At 57.4% G+C, this 18,659-nt stretch carries 17 protein-coding genes; 11 read left to right on the top strand and 6 right to left on the bottom strand.

The window, feature by feature from the left end; translation table 11 throughout:
- Window positions 1-56 precede the first annotated feature (56 nt).
- A complete protein-coding gene (locus tag AP059_RS10565) occupies window positions 57-1,289 on the top strand; it encodes a CyaA/EF/ExoY family adenylyl cyclase toxin (protein WP_256209806.1) in 1,233 nt (410 codons plus the stop codon).
- A gap of 54 nt (window positions 1,290-1,343) precedes the next feature.
- On the opposite strand, the gene AP059_RS10560 is transcribed toward AP059_RS10565, so the two are convergent.
- Complete coding sequence (locus AP059_RS10560) at window positions 1,344-1,868, bottom strand: cupin domain-containing protein (RefSeq protein ID WP_059763147.1); 525 nt, start codon at window positions 1,866-1,868, stop codon at window positions 1,344-1,346.
- Between the two features lie 264 nt (window positions 1,869-2,132).
- On the opposite strand from AP059_RS10560, the gene AP059_RS10555 reads away from it, so the two are divergent.
- Both AP059_RS10555 and nadA read left to right on the top strand, forming a co-directional pair.
- Window positions 2,133-2,819: a type 1 glutamine amidotransferase domain-containing protein gene (locus AP059_RS10555; protein ID WP_059763146.1), complete on the top strand. Its 687-nt coding sequence runs from the start codon at window positions 2,133-2,135 to the stop codon at window positions 2,817-2,819.
- A 237-nt stretch (window positions 2,820-3,056) separates the two neighbouring features.
- Window positions 3,057-4,115: a quinolinate synthase NadA gene (gene nadA, locus AP059_RS10550; RefSeq protein ID WP_048363578.1), complete on the top strand. Its 1,059-nt coding sequence runs from the start codon at window positions 3,057-3,059 to the stop codon at window positions 4,113-4,115.
- Window positions 4,116-4,166: 51 nt separating this feature from the next.
- Here nadA and AP059_RS10545 read toward each other — a convergent pair whose 3' ends face one another.
- Window positions 4,167-5,597: a M48 family metalloprotease gene (locus AP059_RS10545; RefSeq protein WP_059763145.1), complete on the bottom strand. Its 1,431-nt coding sequence runs from the start codon at window positions 5,595-5,597 to the stop codon at window positions 4,167-4,169.
- A gap of 125 nt (window positions 5,598-5,722) precedes the next feature.
- Here AP059_RS10545 and AP059_RS10540 point away from each other — a divergent pair, with 125 nt between their 5' ends.
- Both AP059_RS10540 and AP059_RS10535 read left to right on the top strand, forming a co-directional pair.
- Window positions 5,723-5,962, top strand: a complete 240-nt coding sequence (locus AP059_RS10540; protein ID WP_048363580.1) for a sulfurtransferase TusA family protein — start codon at window positions 5,723-5,725, stop codon at window positions 5,960-5,962.
- Window positions 5,963-5,994: 32 nt separating this feature from the next.
- Window positions 5,995-7,065 (top strand): AI-2E family transporter, encoded by a 1,071-nt coding sequence (locus AP059_RS10535; protein ID WP_059763144.1) that lies wholly within the window; start codon window positions 5,995-5,997, stop codon window positions 7,063-7,065.
- A 72-nt stretch (window positions 7,066-7,137) separates the two neighbouring features.
- On the opposite strand, the gene acnB is transcribed toward AP059_RS10535, so the two are convergent.
- Window positions 7,138-9,738, bottom strand: a complete 2,601-nt coding sequence (gene acnB / locus AP059_RS10530) for a bifunctional aconitate hydratase 2/2-methylisocitrate dehydratase (RefSeq protein ID WP_059763143.1) — start codon at window positions 9,736-9,738, stop codon at window positions 7,138-7,140.
- Between the two features lie 406 nt (window positions 9,739-10,144).
- Here acnB and AP059_RS10525 point away from each other — a divergent pair, with 406 nt between their 5' ends.
- A complete protein-coding gene (locus tag AP059_RS10525) occupies window positions 10,145-10,615 on the top strand; it encodes a DUF1289 domain-containing protein (RefSeq protein ID WP_059763142.1) in 471 nt (156 codons plus the stop codon).
- A 7-nt stretch (window positions 10,616-10,622) separates the two neighbouring features.
- Here the strand turns inward: AP059_RS10525 and AP059_RS10520 are convergent, their stop codons facing one another.
- Window positions 10,623-11,486 carry a universal stress protein gene (locus tag AP059_RS10520; protein WP_059763141.1) on the bottom strand — a complete coding sequence of 288 codons (864 nt, stop codon included), beginning with the start codon at window positions 11,484-11,486 and terminating at the stop codon, window positions 10,623-10,625.
- Between the two features lie 212 nt (window positions 11,487-11,698).
- Between AP059_RS10520 and AP059_RS10515 the strand changes: the two genes are divergently transcribed.
- The 5 genes from AP059_RS10515 (at window position 11,699) to AP059_RS10495 (ending at window position 17,253) form a co-directional block, all read left to right on the top strand.
- On the top strand, window positions 11,699-12,307 hold the full coding sequence (locus AP059_RS10515; RefSeq protein ID WP_059763140.1) for a tRNA-(ms[2]io[6]A)-hydroxylase: 609 nt from the start codon (window positions 11,699-11,701) through the stop codon (window positions 12,305-12,307).
- Between the two features lie 192 nt (window positions 12,308-12,499).
- A complete protein-coding gene (locus AP059_RS10510; RefSeq protein ID WP_048363586.1) occupies window positions 12,500-12,973 on the top strand; it encodes a MarR family winged helix-turn-helix transcriptional regulator in 474 nt (157 codons plus the stop codon).
- Window positions 12,970-14,439 carry an efflux transporter outer membrane subunit gene (locus AP059_RS10505; protein ID WP_059763139.1) on the top strand — a complete coding sequence of 490 codons (1,470 nt, stop codon included), beginning with the start codon at window positions 12,970-12,972 and terminating at the stop codon, window positions 14,437-14,439. The genes AP059_RS10510 and AP059_RS10505 overlap by 4 nt, the downstream gene beginning before the upstream one ends.
- Before the next feature lie 15 nt (window positions 14,440-14,454).
- Window positions 14,455-15,660, top strand: coding sequence for an HlyD family secretion protein (locus tag AP059_RS10500; protein ID WP_059763138.1), 1,206 nt, complete (start codon window positions 14,455-14,457; stop codon window positions 15,658-15,660).
- Between the two features lie 63 nt (window positions 15,661-15,723).
- Entirely contained in the window at window positions 15,724-17,253 is a 1,530-nt protein-coding gene (locus tag AP059_RS10495) for a DHA2 family efflux MFS transporter permease subunit (protein ID WP_059763137.1), read from the top strand.
- A gap of 84 nt (window positions 17,254-17,337) precedes the next feature.
- On the opposite strand, the gene lpxH is transcribed toward AP059_RS10495, so the two are convergent.
- On the bottom strand, window positions 17,338-18,081 hold the full coding sequence (lpxH, locus tag AP059_RS10490) for a UDP-2,3-diacylglucosamine diphosphatase (RefSeq protein WP_059763136.1): 744 nt from the start codon (window positions 18,079-18,081) through the stop codon (window positions 17,338-17,340).
- A complete protein-coding gene (locus AP059_RS10485; protein ID WP_048363591.1) occupies window positions 18,078-18,581 on the bottom strand; it encodes a peptidylprolyl isomerase in 504 nt (167 codons plus the stop codon). Before AP059_RS10485 ends, lpxH begins: the two co-directional genes overlap by 4 nt.
- Window positions 18,582-18,659: the final 78 nt, after the last annotated feature.

Below are 18,659 nucleotides of genomic sequence, written 5' to 3'. Positions count from 1 at the left end.
CGTTGTGCGCTTTGGGGGTACTAACGTGTGTATACGTTCATTATCCGGAGTCAGGAATGAGTATCTCCTCGCTAAGTGCTATTCGGCCCTGTGGCTCCAGCCTTCAATCGCTGAGCCGGTTAAAAGAGCAAGAAGTCTGCACCGCCAGACCTGAATCTGATGCCGCGCGGATGTTGTTGCTCCTGGAAAAAGTTCAGCATCGTACTGGCATTGTGGCCAGTCACTTGGTGCCCTTGCAGAGCATTGCGAAAGAGCACAACTGCATTATTGGCATTCGCCCGGTTGAAGCCGTGGCGACAGGGCTGATCGAGGAGGGGCACCCCACCAAAGATTTCCACATCAAAGGCAAGAGCGCCAATTGGGGGCCTCAGGCCGGGATGATCTGTGTCGATCAAGCGTTCAGCAAGCTAGAAGGGTGTCGGGCGTCGGACCCTGCGCGTATTGAAAAATTCAACGGGCAGACGCGTGAATGCATAGAAAACGGTCACGCCGTTGCCATCCCACTGGTGGTTTCCAGAGAGCGCCTGCACACGTTGTTGGCCGGTGATCTGATTACCGACATGCAGGCTGCGAATGCCGAGGGTTGCATCAGGTTTAGCGCAAAAGCGCCCAGTGGTGAGCGTTACCTGTTCGAAGCCGCACCGGCAGTGGACGCAGCGCAGGGTTTATATCAGATCAGCCAGCAAGGAAAACCGCTGGAAGTACTGGCAAAAACAGCCGGGGGCAAGGCGCTGACGGCTGACTATGACTTGCATCTGGTCGGGCCTCATTTAAGCGATCTTGGGACGCAAGATAACCTGCCGGTTCAGGATATAGCGCACGGTCTGTTCAGGGCTCGCATTGATGGATACATCGATCGCACAACCGATTCACGCCCTAAAAATCTGGCGCCCGAACTGCGTCAGGCTTATGCAAGTGCCAGCAATTTTTATCGCAAGGAATGTTCTGAGATCGGTAATGCCACGCGCCGTATCGCTGAGATGATTCCTGTGATCAACGCGGCTTTGGTTGGTACGGGGGAGCGCGTGGTTCATCACAACGCAGACTCCGGTAGTCCGGCGAGTGAGGCCGCTGCCAACTATCCGGCCACGTTCTTCTTGCCCGTCAAGCTTGAGGGGTTTGACGAAATGTGTGTGATTGAGGACCGTCAGCAGATGGCCGAGCTAATTCAGCAAGCGAAAAACAGCGGATATCACGTGCCGTTAAATCCGTTATGGGAGGCGGATGTGACCAGTATCAGGCGCGCTGATTTCGTAAACGCTCAGCGAGTACTTAATCGCTCTGGATAACAGGTCCGTGTACATCTACTGCACGGCCCATCTGCCGGGTTCAGGGTGGAGAAACTACAGGGGCTTGCACGCTTTCGCCGCAACGGGGTCATTGGGGATAAATGAATCGGGTGCCCCCTGCTTCAAGACTACATACCCGCGCCGCCAGGGCTGATCGTCGACCATGTGCCAGCGATGTCCGGTGCCTGTGTTGTCTTCGGCCACCAGCACCTCACCGGGATGCAGCGTGAATGTTTCGCCGCCGCGGGTGGCGAAGGCCAGCGTGCCTGACAAGGTCATCACGTACTGCGGCTCAGGGTCGTTGTGCCAGCCATAAGAGGCATGGGCGGCCGTCGACTTGAAATGAATGGCCGTCACGTCGTTGCGCGTACTTGGGTCAATCGTTCCTTCTAATACGTGTGAGGCGTTGTCCGCACCTGTACACAATTTGTACGCTTTGATGCTGTCAGTCGCGGGTGTAGCCGCGTAAGCGCCACTTAAGGTGACAAGGGTGAATGCGCAGGCGCAGGCGGTGTGTGCGCCCAGGTTGCGCAGGGACTGTATGACGTGGTGCTGTGTTGAGCCTTTTTTTTGCTGCATGGAACAGGTTTCCCCTTGAGCGTGCGTCATGTGACGGTCGGTGTCTGGGGGTTATGGTCTGCGCGGCTGTGGCACTGGACAACTAACAAATATTTCATTCTCGCGGGGGCTCTGCCCTGACGGTCAAGCCGGACACGACCCTGGTGTGAGGTGGTCTATGCTCACAGCCCAATCCCGGGCTGAACCATTTGTGACTGTGTGTAGCCAAAGCAATAGCGTTCGGCTAGGGCTTGGAACACATCCGACATCAACAGGAGGTTTACGATGAGCAAGAAGATTTTGGTGGTACTGACCAGTGTCGAGAAATACCCGAATCTGCCGCGCGCAACGGGATTGTGGTTGGGCGAGGCAGTGCATTTCGTACACAAGGTTGAGGCGGCGGGCTACACGGTGGATTACGTCAGCCCGCAGGGCGGTTACACCCCTATTGATCCGCACAGTTTGGCCAAGGACATGGCAGCCGATATCGATTGGCAGTGGTATCACGACAAAGCGTTCATGAATCGGTTGGGGGCGACGCTCAAGCCAGAAGACATCAAGCCTGAGGTCTACGCGGCTATTTATTACGCGGGTGGTCACGGGGTGATTTGGGATTTCCCGGACAACGTAGCCCTGCAAACCATCAGTCGTGAGATTTATGAGGCGGGTGGCGTTGTGTCTTCGGTGTGTCATGGAGCGGTAGGGCTGCTTAACATCCTGCTGTCCGACGGCGAGCTGCTAATCAAGGGTAAAAAGGTGACTGGTTTTTCCAATGAGGAAGAGCAGTTGGCGGGGTTGGCCGAGTTCGTGCCGTACCTGACCGAGACTGAGTTGGTGAAGCGCGGTGCGCTGTACGAGAAAGCCAGCGAACCGTGGGCGGCCTATGCAATTGCTGACGGGCGGTTGATTACCGGTCAAAACCCGGCATCAGGCGGGCCGGTTGCTGATCTGGTGCTTGAAGCGCTGAAATAAAAGAGGGGATGCCCGCAGCCCGTCACTGGCAGGCTGCGGGGTTGGTAATCCATGAAATCGCTTTCTGGCGTCCTGCCTGAAACATTAAACTTTTGAATCTCAAGCATATTCTGTAGCCTTGGCGCGCTGAATAGCTTGCCCGTGCCTGATAACACACATTCTCCCGGCGGGACTTGACGGTCCGGAGCCGGTGGTACACTCGACTTTCGCGCATAAGCGCTTGCAGGTCTTGCGAACATGACGCACATCTCTGAACGTTTTCTGATTCAAGCCCACCTTGACGCCAAGCAACCCAAAGCCTTGACCCAGGCTGAAGAAGCGACGTTGCGTGCAGCAATTGCTGCCGAACTCAAGGCTCAAGATGCGGTGCTGGTTGCCCATTTCTATTGCGACCCTGTGATTCAGGCGCTGGCAGAAGAGACGGGTGGCTGCGTTTCCGACTCCCTTGAAATGGCTCGATTCGGCGCTGCACATCCGGCTAAAACCGTGCTGGTCGCCGGTGTGCGCTTTATGGGTGAAACCGCAAAAATTCTCACCCCTGAAAAGCGCGTGCTAATGCCCACGCTCGAAGCGACCTGCTCGCTGGACTTAGGCTGCCCGGTGGAGGCTTTTTCAGCATTTTGCGACAAGCACCCTGAGCGCACGGTGGTGGTGTATGCCAACACGTCGGCCGCCGTTAAGGCGCGCGCGGATTGGGTCGTCACCTCAAGCTGTGCGCTGGAAATCGTCGAAAGCCTGATGGATAACGGCGAGACGATTATCTGGGGGCCGGACAAACACTTGGGGCGCTACATCCAGCGTCAGACAGGTGCCGATATGTTGCTGTGGGACGGTGCGTGCATTGTCCATGAAGAGTTCAAGTCCAAGCAGCTTGAAGACATGAAAGCGTTGTACCCGGATGCGGCCATTCTGGTTCACCCGGAGTCGCCTGAGTCGGTCATCGACCTGGCAGACGCTGTTGGCTCGACCAGCCAATTGATCGCAGCGGCGCAGAACCTGCCCAACAAGACGTTTATCGTGGCCACCGATCGCGGCATTTTTTACAAAATGCAGCAGTTGTGCCCCGACAAGGTCTTCATCGAAGCCCCTACGGCTGGCAACGGCGCTGCGTGTCGCAGTTGCGCGCATTGCCCGTGGATGGCCATGAATACGCTAGAGCGTACGTTGGAGTGCCTGCAAAAGGGCACCAACGAGATCTTTGTTGATCCGGCGCTGGTGCCCCACGCCGTTCGCCCGCTCAAACGTATGCTGGACTTCACCCAGGCAGCGCGTTTGAAACTGGCGGGTAATGCCTGACAGGCCCGATGACAGCTTGCCCTCACCCGCAGTGGGGAGGGGCGGGCGTTGTCAGTTCATCATTTCCTTGATGGCTCTTTCTTGATCGAGCAAATCGCGTTGACGGGCATCAATGCGCGATGACAGCTGGAAGTTGTTGGTGAGTTTTTTTGCGAACTCCAGCTGTTGCAGTGCCTGCCGATAATCCCCCACCAATGCGAAGTATTCAGCACGCGCCTGGTGCAAGCCGATGATGTTGCCCGACAGCCCCCGGGTTTCTGCTACCGAGTACCACACGTCCGGGTCGTCGGGGCGACTTTTGAGCAGTGCTTCGAGTGCTTTGTCAGCCTCGCCCGGGCGGTTTTGCTTGAGCAGCAGGTCGACGCGCGCCTGATTGAGCGGATAGTTACCCGGATACAGCGTGCGCATCCGGTCGACACGCTGTTGGGCTTCGGCTAACCGGTTGCTGGCCATGTCGAGTTCAATTTGCGCCAGGTTGTACGTGATGTCGTTGGGCGACTTTTCCAGCAGTACTTTTAGATTTTCACGGGCTTCGTTGAGTTGGCTGCCTTTGATTTGGGCGATCGCCAACCCATAGCGGGCGACATCGTTTTTCGGGTTTTCATCGAGCAAGACGCGAAAACGCTTGGCGGCCAGGCCGGGGGTTTCTTCGTAGTTGAGCTGGACGCGGGCACGGATCAGTTGATAGCGCAGACTGTCTTCGGTGCCGCCGAGTTTGGCTTGCTCGGCGCGGTTGCGGGTGTCGGCGATGCGCGATTCTGTCACCGGGTGAGTGAGCAAAAACTCAGGTGGACGTCCGTCAAAACGGTATTGGCGCATCAGGCGTTCAAACATGGTCGGCATGGAGCGTGGGTCGTAGCCTGCTTTCTCCAGATTAAGAATGCCGATACGGTCTGCTTCTTGTTCGTTCTGCCGCGAAAAGCGTCGCTGCTCTTGCATGGCGGCGGCCTGGGTGCCAGCAATGGCGGCGATCCCTGCGTCACCAGCGCCTGCGGCGGCAACGATAATCCCGGCGAGTAAGGCGGCCATCATCGGCATTTGCATGCGTTGCTGGGCTTCTACGCCACGTGCGAAGTGACGTTGCGACAAGTGAGCCAATTCGTGGGCCAGTACCGAGGCGTATTCGCCTTCGGTCTGCGCGTTGAGAAAGAGCCCGCCGTTGACCCCGATAATCCCGCCAGGCGCGGCAAAGGCGTTGAGCTGCGGGCTGTTGATCAGAATGAATTCCAGGCGCCGATCCTGGACCTGGCTTGTCTCCACCAACTTGTAAACACTGGTTTCAACGTAGTCTTTGAGTTGTGGATCGTTAAGCTGCGAGACCTGACCACGTAGCATGCTCAACCAGGCACGACCCAGCTGATACTCCTGCTGCGGCGATACGATGGACGAACTGGCGTCGCCCAGAGACGGCAAATCGTCGGCGAAACTCGGTGATGCGAGCAGACAAGCGAGCGTCAACAGGGTCGGGCGCAGAAAAGTCATGCACTAAGCTCTAGTCAGTAAAGCGCTTACTGTAGCTGCACACTTGGCTGGCGACCAGAGGTGGCTCGGCTTGGGGTATTCTAGCCGGCTAAAAAATCGCGCAATGGTCGCCTGAGGAGCAATAAATGACTGAAGTGCCGCAGCATGATGTGGAACTCGACACCAGCGGTATGAATTGCCCGTTACCGCTGCTCAAGGCCAAGTTGGAACTCAATCGTCTGGCCAGTGGCGCGGTGCTCAAAGTCATTGCTACGGATGCAGGATCGCAACGTGATTTCCGTACGTTCGCGCGCTTGGCGGGGCATGCCATGTTGCGCGAAGAGGATGCGGCAGGCGTCTATCGTTACTGGTTGCGCAAGGCCTGAGCCTTGGTGTTGCCTTCTTTCAAGGAATAGTGATGTTCAAAGTGTTGCGTGATTGGGTTCAGCGCTATTTCTCCGATGAGGAAGCCGTGGTGCTGGCCGTGTTGTTGGTACTGGCCTTTACGGCCGTACTGACCTTGGGCGGCATGCTGGCCCCCGTGCTGGCGGGTATGGTGTTGGCGTATCTGATGCAGGGCCTGGTGGTGGCCCTGGAGCGTATGCACGTGCCGGGTGCTGCGGCGGTCGGCTTGGTGTTCGCATTATTCATGGGGCTGCTGCTGGTGTTTATCGTGGTGGTGGTGCCTCTGCTGTGGCATCAACTGATCACTCTGTTCAATGAGTTGCCGGGCATGCTCGCGAAGTGGCAGTCATTGTTGCTGCTGTTGCCGGAGCGGTATCCGCATTTGGTGTCGGATGAACAGGTGCTGCAAGCCATTGAAGTGGCTCGCGGCGAAATCGGCAAGTTCGGGCAATTGGCATTGACCTTTTCGCTGTCCAGTCTGCCACTGCTGGTCAATATGATGATCTACCTGGTGTTGGTGCCGATTCTGGTGTTCTTCTTTCTCAAGGACCGGGCCATGATCGGTCGCTGGGTGCGCGGCTATTTACCGCGTGAGCGGGCGTTGATCACCCGTGTGGCGCACGATATGAACCGCCAGATTGCCAATTACATTCGCGGCAAGGTGATCGAGATCTTTATTTGCGGTGGCGTGACCTACATTGCGTTTGTGGTCATGGACCTCAATTACGCGGCGTTGCTGGCGCTGCTGGTGGGCGTTTCGGTGGTGGTCCCCTATGTGGGAGCCGTGGTAGTGACTGTGCCGGTGTGCCTGATTGCCCTGTTTCAGTGGGGTTGGAGTGACCAGTTCATCTACTTGATGGCGGTCTACGGGATCATCCAGACGCTGGACGGTAATGTGTTGGTGCCGCTGTTGTTCTCCGAGGCGGTGAGCCTGCACCCGGTGGCCATCATTTGCGCAGTGCTTTTGTTTGGCGGCCTGTGGGGCTTCTGGGGCGTATTTTTTGCCATCCCTCTGGCAACGTTGTTCAAGGCGGTGCTGGACGCCTGGCCGCGCAAGCAGCAAGTGGTGGCGCCGCTGTTGTAGTTCGCCGCTTTCTAGCAGGCAAGAAAAAGCCCCGGCTCTCACGAGTCGGGGCTTTTTCGTTACAGCATCAGCTTACGCTTGAATAACCGGGATGTTGGCATTGGCTGCCGCTTCACGGAATTCGGCGATCTGATCAAAGCTCAGGTAGCGATACACGTCCGCCGCCATGGTGTTGATCTCTGCCGCGTAGGCCATGTATTCCTCAACGGTAGGCAGGCGACCCAAGATCGAAGCCACCGACGCCAACTCGGCCGAAGCCAGGTAAACGTTCGCACCGTCGCCCAGACGGTTGGGGAAGTTACGGGTCGAGGTCGATACAACGGTCGAGTTTGGCTCTACACGTGCCTGGTTACCCATGCACAGCGAGCAGCCCGGCATTTCCATGCGCGCGCCAGCTTTGCCGTAGATGCCGTAGTAGCCTTCTTCGGTCAGTTGGTGAGCGTCCATTTTGGTCGGCGGCGACAGCCACAGACGGGTTGGCAGCTGACCTTTGACCTTGTCCAGCAACTTGCCCGCCGCGCGGAAGTGGCCGATGTTGGTCATGCACGAACCGATGAACACTTCGTCGATCTTCTCGCCAGCAACGCTGGACAGCAGACGGGCGTCATCCGGGTCGTTTGGCGCGCAGAGCACAGGCTCATTGATGTCGGCCAGATCGATTTCGATGATTTCAGCGTATTCGGCGTCCGCATCGGCTTCCATCAGTTGTGGGTCGGCTACCCAGGCTTCCATCGCTTGAGCGCGACGTTCAAGGGTACGTGCGTCGCCGTAACCTTCACCGATCATCCAGCGCAGCAGGGTGATGTTGGAGTTCAGGTATTCAGTGATCGACTCTTTGGACAGCTTGATGGTGCAGCCAGCCGCCGAACGTTCTGCCGAGGCGTCGGACAGTTCGAACGCTTGCTCGATGCTCAGGTTGTCCAGACCTTCGATTTCCAGGATGCGACCCGAGAATTCGTTGATCTTGCCTTTCTTCTCGACGGTCAGCAGACCTTTCTGGATGGCCACGTAAGGAATGGCGTGAACCAGGTCGCGCAGGGTGATGCCAGGCTGCATTTCGCCTTTGAAACGCACCAGGATCGATTCCGGCATGTCCAGTGGCATAACGCCAGTGGCAGCGGCGAATGCAACCAGACCCGAACCTGCCGGGAACGAAATGCCCATCGGGAAGCGTGTGTGGGAGTCGCCACCGGTGCCGACGGTGTCCGGCAGCAGCATACGGTTCAACCAGCTGTGGATGATGCCGTCGCCCGGACGCAGAGAAACGCCGCCGCGGGTCATGATGAAGTCAGGCAGGGTGTGGTGGGTGGTCACGTCGATCGGCTTTGGATACGCCGCGGTGTGGCAGAACGACTGCATCACCAGATCTGCGGAGAAGCCCAGGCACGCCAGGTCTTTCAATTCGTCACGGGTCATGGGACCGGTGGTGTCCTGAGAGCCCACGGTGGTCATTTTCGGTTCGCAGTAAGTGCCCGGGCGAACGCCGGTCACGCCGCAGGCCTTGCCAACCATTTTTTGCGCCAGGGTGAAGCCCTTGGTGCTTTCAATGGGTGCTTCCGGCTTTTTGAACAGGTCGGTAGGACCCAGACCCAATTCGGCGCGTGCCTTTTCGGTCAGGCCGCGGCCGATGATCAGCGGGATTCGGCCGCCAGCGCGTACTTCGTCCAACAGCACCGGGGTCTTCATTTCGAAGGTGGTGATGACTTCATCGGTACCGTGCTTGCAGACTTTGCCAGCGTGCGGGTACAGGTCGATCACGTCGCCCATGTTGATGTTCGATACATCGAATTCGATGGGCAGTGCGCCCGCATCTTCCATGGTGTTGTAGAAGATTGGAGCGATTTTGCTGCCGAAGCAGAAGCCGCCCGCACGCTTGTTCGGTACATAAGGAACGTCGTCACCGAAGAACCACAGCACCGAGTTGGTGGCCGATTTACGCGACGAACCGGTACCGACTACGTCACCGACGTAGGCAATCGGGAAGCCGGCATTGCGCATTTCTTCGATTTGCTTCATCGGACCGATGGAACCTTGAACGTCCGGCACGATGCCTTCACGAGCCATTTTCAACATGGCCAGGGCGTGCAGCGGGATGTCTGGGCGCGACCAGGCGTCCGGAGCAGGCGACAGGTCGTCGGTGTTGGTCTCGCCAGTCACCTTGAACACGCGCAGGCTGATTTTGTCAGCCAGGGTTGGACGGTTCTTGAACCACTCGCCGTCAGCCCAGGATTGCACCACTGCTTTAGCGTGGGCATTGCCGTTTTTGGCTTTTTCAGCGACGTCGTGGAAGGCGTCAAACATCAGCAGGGTGTGCTTGAGTTGCGCAGCGGCAACCGGTGCCAGCTCCGCGTCGTCCAGCAGGTCAACCAGCGTCACGATGTTGTAGCCGCCTTGCATGGTGCCAAGCAGTTCAACAGCGCGCTTTTTGCTGATTAGTGGGGAGGACGCTTCGCCCTTGGCGATCGCGGCCAAGAAGCCGGCTTTTACGTAGGCGGCTTCGTCAACACCCGGTGGAATGCGGTTGGTGATCAGGTCTACGAGGAATTCTTCTTCGCCAGCTGGCGGGTTTTTCAGCAGCTCAACCAGGCCTGCGGTTTGTTCGGCGTTAAGCGGCTGGGGAACGATACCCAGTGCTGCGCGCTCTTCGATATGTTTGCGGTAGGCTTCAAGCACAGTTATTACCCTCATCATTGGTCCCAAATGGGTGTCCGGGACGCTCATCCAGGAATGCCAGGCACTCATGCGCTGCGGGGCTTTTTGGGCCGCTTAGCCAGAGTTGCAGAGATTCCCAACAGAAGCTGTTTTCAAAGTTTTACGCCCTAGGAACGGTGGGGGTGGTGCTGGTGGGTGCGGGCAGTTGCATGGCAATTACCCATCACCCACACCGTTCTTCAGGATCAACTGTGCTCGTGACGCTTTGAAAACAGCTTCTAACGGACATTGGCGCCTTAAAAGGCAGGCCGATTCTACGGCAAAAATGCGCCAAAGGTAAGTTAGCCCCTGAAGGTTGAGGGGTGATCTGCGTTAGACAAAGGGCTAACATGGGCGCCTGTTTCGCTCTGCAGTGCTCTATTTCGCTATGCCCAATCAAACCATCAAGACCCCTTGTATCGGCCTGTGCTCAACGGTTTACGGCGACCTGGTGTGCCGTGGTTGCAAGCGTTTCCATCATGAAGTGATCCACTGGAACGGTTACAGCGACGCTGAAAAGCAGGCTGTCTGGCTAAGGCTTGAGCAATTGTTGGTGCAGGTGATGGCGGGCAAGGTCGAGGTCTTTGACGCGCACGCGCTGCGGGCTCAGATGCTGGCGCGCCAAATCCGCTTTGCGCCGCATCAGTCTGAATATTGCTGGGCTTATCAGCTGATTGCCCGCGGGGCGCGGGTCATCAATCAGCTGCAAGCCTATGGCATGGTGCTGTTGCCGGAGTTTCGCGACTGGAGCTTGCCCGAGCTGCGTGATGCCATTGATCGGGAATTCTTCCTGCTGTCCGAAGCTCATTATCAGCGTTACATCGCTCCCAGTTTTCTGAAGGATGCGCTGGGCCGCTAACCGACAATCAGCGTTTGGACGCCAGCTTCTCCAGATGACGGGTCATTTCTTGAGGCTTGAGCACCAAAATGTCGCTTTCCAGTGTGTCGATGACCACTTCTGCGGTGTTACCGATCAAGGCGCCTGAAAAACCGGTCCGTGCCACAGTGCCCATCACGGTTACGGCGGCGTCCAGTTGTTTGGCGACCCGCGGGATAATCACATCGGCCGGGCCTTCTTCGACGTGCAGACGGCTGCTTTCGATGTCGTATAGCGCCTGGAAGCCTTCGCAGGCCTTGCGATAAATCGCTTCGTATTCCGTTTCAATCGGGTACGCGGCTTCGACGGCTGCCAGCATCGGCGCCGGAAAAGCACTGACTACGTTAAAGCGGCCCTTCACCAGATTGGCGATATTGAAACCGTAGTCAACAATGCTTTTGTGCAGCTCCATGTGATCGGCATCGTCGTTGCCTACGTCCACGGCCGCCAATACGACCCCGCCTTCCCAGGCCTGCGCCTTTTTGGCCAGTAACACGGGAGATGGGCAATAACGCAGCAGCTTCCAGTCTTCTGGCGTGAGCAACAGCTTTTTCAAGGGGTTGTCGGGAAGGTGCTGTTTGATCACCAGATCGCAATTATTGTCTTGCTGTGTACGGATGATGGTCTGGTGTTTGCTCTCATGCCAAGCGCACTCGCTGGTGACGGTAAAGCCTTCAGTTTTTAACGCGGCCACAACCACGTGGAGCAATGAGCTGTGTTTGTTCTCTTTGTCGCAAATCAACAGATGCAGAGGCACTCCAATTTTTTCGGCGATCTGTTTGGCGCGTTTCAGTGCAAGGCTTTCCATTAACTCAGGTTCGATGACCACCAGCAGCTTGTTGATTGTTTGCATGGCCGAAGCTCCTTGAAAGATAAGTGCAACCACTATAGTTGCTCGCAGGTTGAGTGCGTGTTGATGCATATCAACCCGTCAGGCTGGTGCTGCGGCGTGTGGCCCGTATAATTGGCGGCTTTTGAAACTCCAGCCCTTGTGAGCCTCATGTCAGCCATTCTTGTGAAAACTGCCGGTCCGTTGCGCAACTCTCCTATGTCGGGAGCGTGCGCGTGATTCTTCCTGAAATTCATGAGTTTCTCGGCTGTCGCACCCCGGATGGTTGGATCAAGGCTGCATTGGCGGATCAGGACACCTTGCTGATCGACCACAAAAATTGCGAATTCAAAGCGGCCAGTACCGCGTTGAGCCTGATAGCCAAGTACCACTCGCATGTTGATCTGATCAATATGATGTCGCGCCTTGCACGTGAAGAACTGGTGCATCACGAGCAGGTCATGCGGTTGATGAAAAAGCGCAAGATCGAACTGCGCCAACTGTCGGCAGGGCGTTACGCCTCGGGTTTGCGTAAAGTGGTGCGCAATCACGAACCTGTGAAACTGGTGGATACGTTGGTGGTAGGGGCATTTATCGAGGCCCGCAGTTGCGAGCGTTTTGAAGCACTGGTGCCGCATTTAGATGAAGAACTGGGCAAGTTTTACTTCGGTTTGCTCAAAAGTGAGGCCCGGCATTTTCAGGGCTACTTGAAGTTGGCTTATCAATACGGCGATGCCAAAGACATCGCCTTGGTGATCGAGCGGGTCAGAGCGGCAGAGCAAGCGCTGATCGAAACCCCGGATGTCGAGTTTCGTTTCCACAGCGGTGTCCCTGCGCAGGCATAAAAGCCGCTTGCGGCACCAGCTTTACGTTTTAGGTCAAGACCCATTGTGTTCCTGAATGAGGAGGCCATCTGGCCTCAGCGTCGGCGCGCCTGCAAGTTTAAATAGATAGCCAGCTATTTATATTCTTGACATTAGCTGCCTAGACAGTAATATTTCGAAACATTACTGCCTAGGCAGCTTCCTGGTGGCCTGATGAAGCACTTCAATCCCGATAACTTTCAACATTGCACCCTGGGTTTGCTCCTGGGGCGAGCCGCGTTGCTTAAAGATCGCATCATTGATCGCCACATGGAGCCTTACGGCATCACCGCGGCGCAGTTCAAAGTGCTGATCATCATGGCGCAGTTTGACGTCGATACCCCGGCGGAGCTGTGTCGCCACCTGTCTGTGGACAGTGGATCGATGACCCGCATGCTGGATCGTCTCGAGCAAAAAAACCTGCTGATGCGCCAACGCTCCGAGGCCGACAGGCGTCAAGTACGGCTCGTGCTGACCGTTGACGGCCAGGCCCTGGCCGACCAGTTGCCAGAAATCGGGGCCAACGCCATGAACCAGTTGGCGGGCGCCATTACTGCGCAAGAACTGCAACAACTTGAACAGATCCTGAAAAAAATACTGCTGGCTGCCGGTGACGCGATCACGGTCCAGCGCTTAGGTGGAAAATGAGCGACACAACCTTGCGTACAGGCTTAGGTCTGGTATTTGCGTCGATGGTACTGGCCGGTTGCGCCAATTATCAGGGGCTTGCGACCGAAGGCGTCAGCCTTCAAGCCCATCATCTGAAGGCCGGGCAAACGCTCAGTGGCGCCCGCACCACCCCGGCCGCCTGGCCTGCAAAGGACTGGTGGAAGCGATTGGGCGATGCGCAATTAGACGGCCTGATTCAAGAAGCCCTGCGCGATAGCCCGGACATGCAGGTGGCCAGTGCGCGCACTCACCAGGCGGCCGCGGCTGCCAGTGCCGCTCATGCGCAGCGCATGCCAACGCTGGATGCCGGTGCTGATGTCACGCGCTCGCGGCTCTCGCGCTCGCAAGACCCCGGCGGTCAAGGCGGACGTTACAGCACAGAGCGCGACATCAATCTGACTTTCAATTACACCTTCGATCTGTGGGGCGGCCAGCGTGATGCGTGGGAAGCGGCAGTGGGCGAGGCGCGCGCAGCTGAAGTGGATGCTCAGGCTGCACGCCTGACCCTGGCCAGTGATGTGGCCCGCGCCTACAGCCATTTAGGGCATGCGTTCAGTGTGCGTGACCTGTCCAAAGATGATCTTGAGCGCACCCGTAAAATGCTCGACCTGAGCCAGCGTCGTCTGGATTCGGGTATTGACAGCCACTACCAGTATCAGCAAACCGAAAGCCTGGAGGCCAGCGCTGAAGAGCAGTTGATCAACGCCCAAAAGCAGCTCAGTTCTGCACGTATTGCGCTGGCCGTACTGTTGGGCAAAGGGCCTGACCGTGGCGCTGAGATTGCGCGTCCCGCGGTGTTAACCCCCAACGCGGTGGCGCTGCCAAGCATTTTGCCTGCGGACTTGCTCGGTCGTCGTCCGGACTTGGTGGCGGCCCGCTGGCGCGTCGAAGCAGCCAATAAACATATCGCGGCGGCCAAGACCCGCTTTTATCCCAACCTCAACTTGACGGCCGCTGCCGGCACCCAGTCATTACTGGGGGATGCACTGTTCGGTCCAGCCAGTCGTTTCTTCAACATTGCACCGGCGGTATCGCTGCCCATTTTTGACGGCGGGCGTTTACGGGCCGGGCTGGATGCCGAAGATGCGAACTACGATCTGGCGGTCGCGCAGTACAACAAAATGTTGGTGGGGGCGCTCGGCGATGTCAGCGACACCCTTGGGCAGTTGCGCGCTACAGGTCAACAAATCACCGCGCAGCAGCGGGCAACCGAGATTGCACAGAACTCGTACGACACGGTGTTGCAGCGTTACGGCTCGGGTGTCGGCAACTATCTGGAGGTGCTGAGTATTGAGCAGCAATTGCTTGAGGCCCAGCGTCAGTTGGCAGACGTGAATGCACAACAGATCGACCTCTCAATTCAATTGATGCAGGCCCTGGGCGGCGGCTTTGAGCCCGCCCACACGGCGCTGGCCGTTCCTTCCCAAGCCTCGCTGGCAGAATAATTTCAGGTACTCGTCATGGCCACTGTGCAAACACCGAATGAAACGCAACACACCGAAGACGCGGGCAATACGCGCAAACGTAAACTCTGGCTGGGCGCTCTGGCACTGCTGGTCGTGCTCGCCGTGGTGGGCGTGTGGGCCTGGCATGAGCTGTATGGTCGCTGGACAGAAAGTACCGACGACGCTTACGTGAATGGCAACGTGGTTGAAATCACACCTTTGGTCACCGGTACGGTGGTGAGCATCGGCGCCGATGATGGCGATTTGGTGCACGAAGGCCAGGTATTGCTCAATTTTGACCCGAGCGACTCGCAAGTCGGCTTGCAAAGTGCCGAGGCTAACTTGGCGCGCACGGTGCGTCAGGTCCGTGGCCTGTTCAGCAATGTGGACGGCATGAAGGCTCAAGTGGCGGCACAAAAATCTGACGTACAGAAAGCGCAAGATAACTACAGTCGCCGTAAGAGTCTGGCGGCAGGCGGGGCGATTTCTCAGGAAGAGCTGTCCCATGCGCGGGACGATCTAGCGTCCGCACAAAGTGCGCTGCGTAACGCCGAGCAACAACTTAATACCACCACGGCTTTGGTGGATAACACTGCGGTCGCCAATCACCCGGACGTTCTGGCTGCTGCCGCGCAGTTGCGCCAAGCGTACCTGGAGCACGCCCGCACCACGTTGATTGCGCCCGTCACGGGCTATGTGGCCAAACGCACTGTGCAACTGGGGCAGCGAGTTCAGCCGGGCACTGCGCTAATGGCGGTGATTCCCCTGAACCAGCTGTGGATCGACGCCAACTTCAAGGAAACCCAGTTGCACAACATGCGCATTGGTCAGCCGGTTGAGATCGAGTCGGACATTTATGGCAGCGATGTGAAATACAGCGGCTCCATCGACAGCATTGGCGCCGGTACGGGCAGCGCGTTCGCGCTGTTGCCTGCGCAAAACGCGACGGGCAACTGGATCAAAATCGTCCAGCGAGTGCCGGTACGCATTCATATCAATGCCGATCAGTTGGCACAGCATCCATTGCGAGTGGGGTTGTCGACGGTAGTGGACGTGAACCTGCGTGACCAAAGTGGCCCGGTGCTGGCGCAACAGCCGCCGCAAAAAGCCACCTTCACCACCAATGTGTACGACAAGCAACTGGCGGATGCCGAGGCGCTGATTGCGCGCCTGATCGACAGCAACAGTGCCGCCTCGGGCAACTCTGCCGCTACGCGTTGATTCGCCAATCCATAAGCCCCGTCGCACTGGCGGGGCTGCGCCGCCTGTTTTAAAGGATTTGCGATGAGTACAAACGCGTCATTTACCCCGCCAAGCTTGCTGTTCGCCACCATTGGCCTGTCGCTGGCGACCTTTATGCAAGTGCTCGACACCACCATTGCCAACGTCGCCTTGCCGACCATCTCCGGCAACCTGGGCGTGAGTTCGGAGCAGGGCACGTGGGTGATTACTTCTTTTGCTGTCAGTAATGCGATTGCCTTGCCGCTGACCGGCTGGTTAAGCCGACGCTTTGGCGAGGTGAAGCTGTTTCTGTGGGCCACGATTTTGTTCGTGCTGGCCTCCTTTTTATGCGGCATCTCCACCTCAATGCCTGAGCTGGTGGGCTTTCGGGTGCTTCAAGGGTTGGTTGCCGGGCCTTTGTATCCGATGACGCAAACCCTGCTTATCGCGGTGTACCCACCCGCGAAACGGGGGATGGCACTGGCATTGCTGGCCATGGTCACGGTGGTCGCGCCCATTGCGGGGCCGATTTTGGGCGGCTGGATCACCGACAGTTACAGTTGGCCGTGGATCTTCTTTATTAACATCCCGATTGGCATCTTTGCGGTGATGGTCGTTCGCCAGCAATTGAAGGCGCGGCCGGTGGTAATCACTCGTCAGCCTATGGATTACGTGGGGTTGATCACCCTGATCATTGGGGTGGGCGCGCTGCAAATCGTACTGGATAAAGGCAATGACCTGGACTGGTTCGAATCCAACTTCATCCTCTTGGGCACGGCGCTGTCGGTGGTTGCGCTCGCGGCGTTTGTGATTTGGGAAATGACTGACAAGCACCCGATCGTCAATCTGCGTCTGTTCGCTCATCGTAATTTTCGAATCGGCACCATTGTGCTGGTGTTGGGCTATGCCGGTTTCTTCGGCATCAACCTGATCTTGCCGCAATGGTTGCAAACGCAGATGGGCTACACCGCCACCTGGGCCGGTTTGGCGGTGGCGCCGATTGGTATCTTGCCGGTATTAATGTCGCCGTTCGTGGGTAAGTACGCGCACAAGTTCGATTTGCGACTGCTGGCCGGTCTGGCCTTTTTAGCCATTGGCTTGAGCTGCTTTATGCGCGCCGAGTTCACCAATGAGGTGGACTTCCAGCACATTGCGATGGTGCAGTTGTTTATGGGGATTGGTGTCGCGCTGTTTTTCATGCCGACCCTGAGCATTTTGATGTCGGACTTACCGCCACAGCAGATCGCCGACGGGGCAGGGCTGGCCACCTTCCTGCGTACGTTGGGCGGCAGCTTTGCCGCATCGCTGACCACCTGGATCTGGATTCGTCGGGCCGATCAGCATCATGCCTACATGAGTGAAAGCATGAGCACCTATGACCCTGTTACCCGGCATGCGCTGGAAAATCTGGGCGGTGCAAGCACCAAGGCATATGCGCAAATGGACCAAATTCTGACCAGCCAGGCGTACATGTTCTCCACCGTGGACTACTTCACGATGATGGGCTGGCTGTTTATGGGGTTGATTCTGATCGTGTGGCTGGCCAAGCCACCGTTTGCAGCGAAGGCGGGGCCAGCGGCAAGCGGGCATTGATGAATCGTTTGTCACCCGCCCGCAGGCGCTGCCGACAGCTGCGATCTTTGGAACGCTAGCAGCCGTCGGCAGTGCCTGCAGAGATCAAGCGGCGGGCGGTAGTGCCCGCTGAAAATCAAACGGCATCAGTTGCATGCCTTGCTCATCTACTTGCAATACCCAGCCTTGACGGTCCCAGTCACCGAGCACAATGCGCTTGGCGGCGTGCTCGCCGATTTGCAGTTTGTGAATCGCCGGGCGATGGGTGTGGCCATGAATCAAGGTGTGGACGCCGTACTGGGTCATGATTCGGGGGATTTCTTCGGGGGTCACATCGACAATGTCGTTGGCTTTCATGCGGGTCTGGGCGCGGCTTTCACTGCGCAGTTTGCGCGCCAGTTTATGCCGGGTGCTCAGTGGCAGGTGCCGTAAAACCCAGCGCGTCACAGGATTACGCAGGTAGCGTCGCAGGCGCATGTAAGCTTCGTCGCGGGTGCACAAGCTGTCGCCGTGCATCAGCAATACCCGTTCGCCGTAGAAATCTACCACGCTCGGATCTTTGAGTAGGGTGCAGCCAGCGGCCTTGCAAAAGGTCTGGCCAAGCAGAAAATCACGATTGCCGTGCATCAGGAAAATCGGTGTGCCGCTGTCGCTCAGGGCGCGCAGTGCCTCACAGATTGAGCGCTGATAGGGCGTCATGGCGTCGTCGCCAATCCAGGCTTCAAAAAAATCACCCAGAATGTACAGCGCCTGTGCCGAGCGCGCACGCCCGGTCAGGAAATCCAGAAACGCCCGGGTAATGTCCGGGCGCTCCTCTTCCAGATGCAAGTCTGAAATCAGCAGTATCACTCAATGATCTCGGCTTTCTCGAGGATCACGTCGTCTGCGGGTACATCCTGGTGACCGGCCTTGGAGGTGGTCGACACGCCTTTGATCTTGTCGACAACGTCTTGGCCTGCGGTGACTTTACCGAATACGGCATAACCCCAGCCCTGAACGTTTTTGCCGCTGTGGTTCAAGAAGCTGTTGTCAGCCACGTTGATGAAGAACTGGGCAGATGCCGAATGCGGCTCCATGGTGCGGGCCATGGCAACGGTGTATTTGTCGTTCGACAGGCCGTTGTCAGCCTCGTTCTGGATGCTTGGGCGCTTGTCTTTCTTTTCTTTCATGCCAGGCTCGAAACCGCCGCCTTGAACCATGAAGTTGCCGATGACACGGTGGAAAATGGTGTTTTCGTAGTGGCCGGCTTTTACGTATTCGATGAAGTTGGCTACGGTGATCGGCGCTTTTTCAGCGTTCAGTTCGATCACGATGTCGCCGTGGTTGGTCGTCAGTTTTACTTGGGTCATGGTTGCTGTCGCTCTATCTAATGAATTCGTGGGGCGTGTGCGCATGGCGTGCCGCTCTTGGCCAAGGTACGGCCCAGC

Source organism: Pseudomonas sp. TAA207, assembly GCF_001529285.1.
GTDB classification, from domain to species: Bacteria; Pseudomonadota; Gammaproteobacteria; order Pseudomonadales; family Pseudomonadaceae; genus Aquipseudomonas; species Aquipseudomonas weihenstephanensis.
This window is presented reverse-complemented; position numbering and strand designations above follow the sequence as displayed.

Coding starts and splice junctions, on each gene's coding strand:
- AP059_RS10565 (WP_256209806.1), top strand. CDS start 57: ATGAGTATCTCCTCGCTAAGTGCTATTCGGCCCTGTGGCTCCAGCCTT.
- AP059_RS10560 (WP_059763147.1), bottom strand. CDS start 1,868: ATGCAGCAAAAAAAAGGCTCAACACAGCACCACGTCATACAGTCCCTG.
- AP059_RS10555 (WP_059763146.1), top strand. CDS start 2,133: ATGAGCAAGAAGATTTTGGTGGTACTGACCAGTGTCGAGAAATACCCG.
- nadA (WP_048363578.1), top strand. CDS start 3,057: ATGACGCACATCTCTGAACGTTTTCTGATTCAAGCCCACCTTGACGCC.
- AP059_RS10545 (WP_059763145.1), bottom strand. CDS start 5,597: ATGACTTTTCTGCGCCCGACCCTGTTGACGCTCGCTTGTCTGCTCGCA.
- AP059_RS10540 (WP_048363580.1), top strand. CDS start 5,723: ATGACTGAAGTGCCGCAGCATGATGTGGAACTCGACACCAGCGGTATG.
- AP059_RS10535 (WP_059763144.1), top strand. CDS start 5,995: ATGTTCAAAGTGTTGCGTGATTGGGTTCAGCGCTATTTCTCCGATGAG.
- AP059_RS10525 (WP_059763142.1), top strand. CDS start 10,145: ATGCCCAATCAAACCATCAAGACCCCTTGTATCGGCCTGTGCTCAACG.
- AP059_RS10520 (WP_059763141.1), bottom strand. CDS start 11,486: ATGCAAACAATCAACAAGCTGCTGGTGGTCATCGAACCTGAGTTAATG.
- AP059_RS10510 (WP_048363586.1), top strand. CDS start 12,500: ATGAAGCACTTCAATCCCGATAACTTTCAACATTGCACCCTGGGTTTG.
- AP059_RS10505 (WP_059763139.1), top strand. CDS start 12,970: ATGAGCGACACAACCTTGCGTACAGGCTTAGGTCTGGTATTTGCGTCG.
- AP059_RS10500 (WP_059763138.1), top strand. CDS start 14,455: ATGGCCACTGTGCAAACACCGAATGAAACGCAACACACCGAAGACGCG.
- AP059_RS10495 (WP_059763137.1), top strand. CDS start 15,724: ATGAGTACAAACGCGTCATTTACCCCGCCAAGCTTGCTGTTCGCCACC.
- AP059_RS10485 (WP_048363591.1), bottom strand. CDS start 18,581: ATGACCCAAGTAAAACTGACGACCAACCACGGCGACATCGTGATCGAA.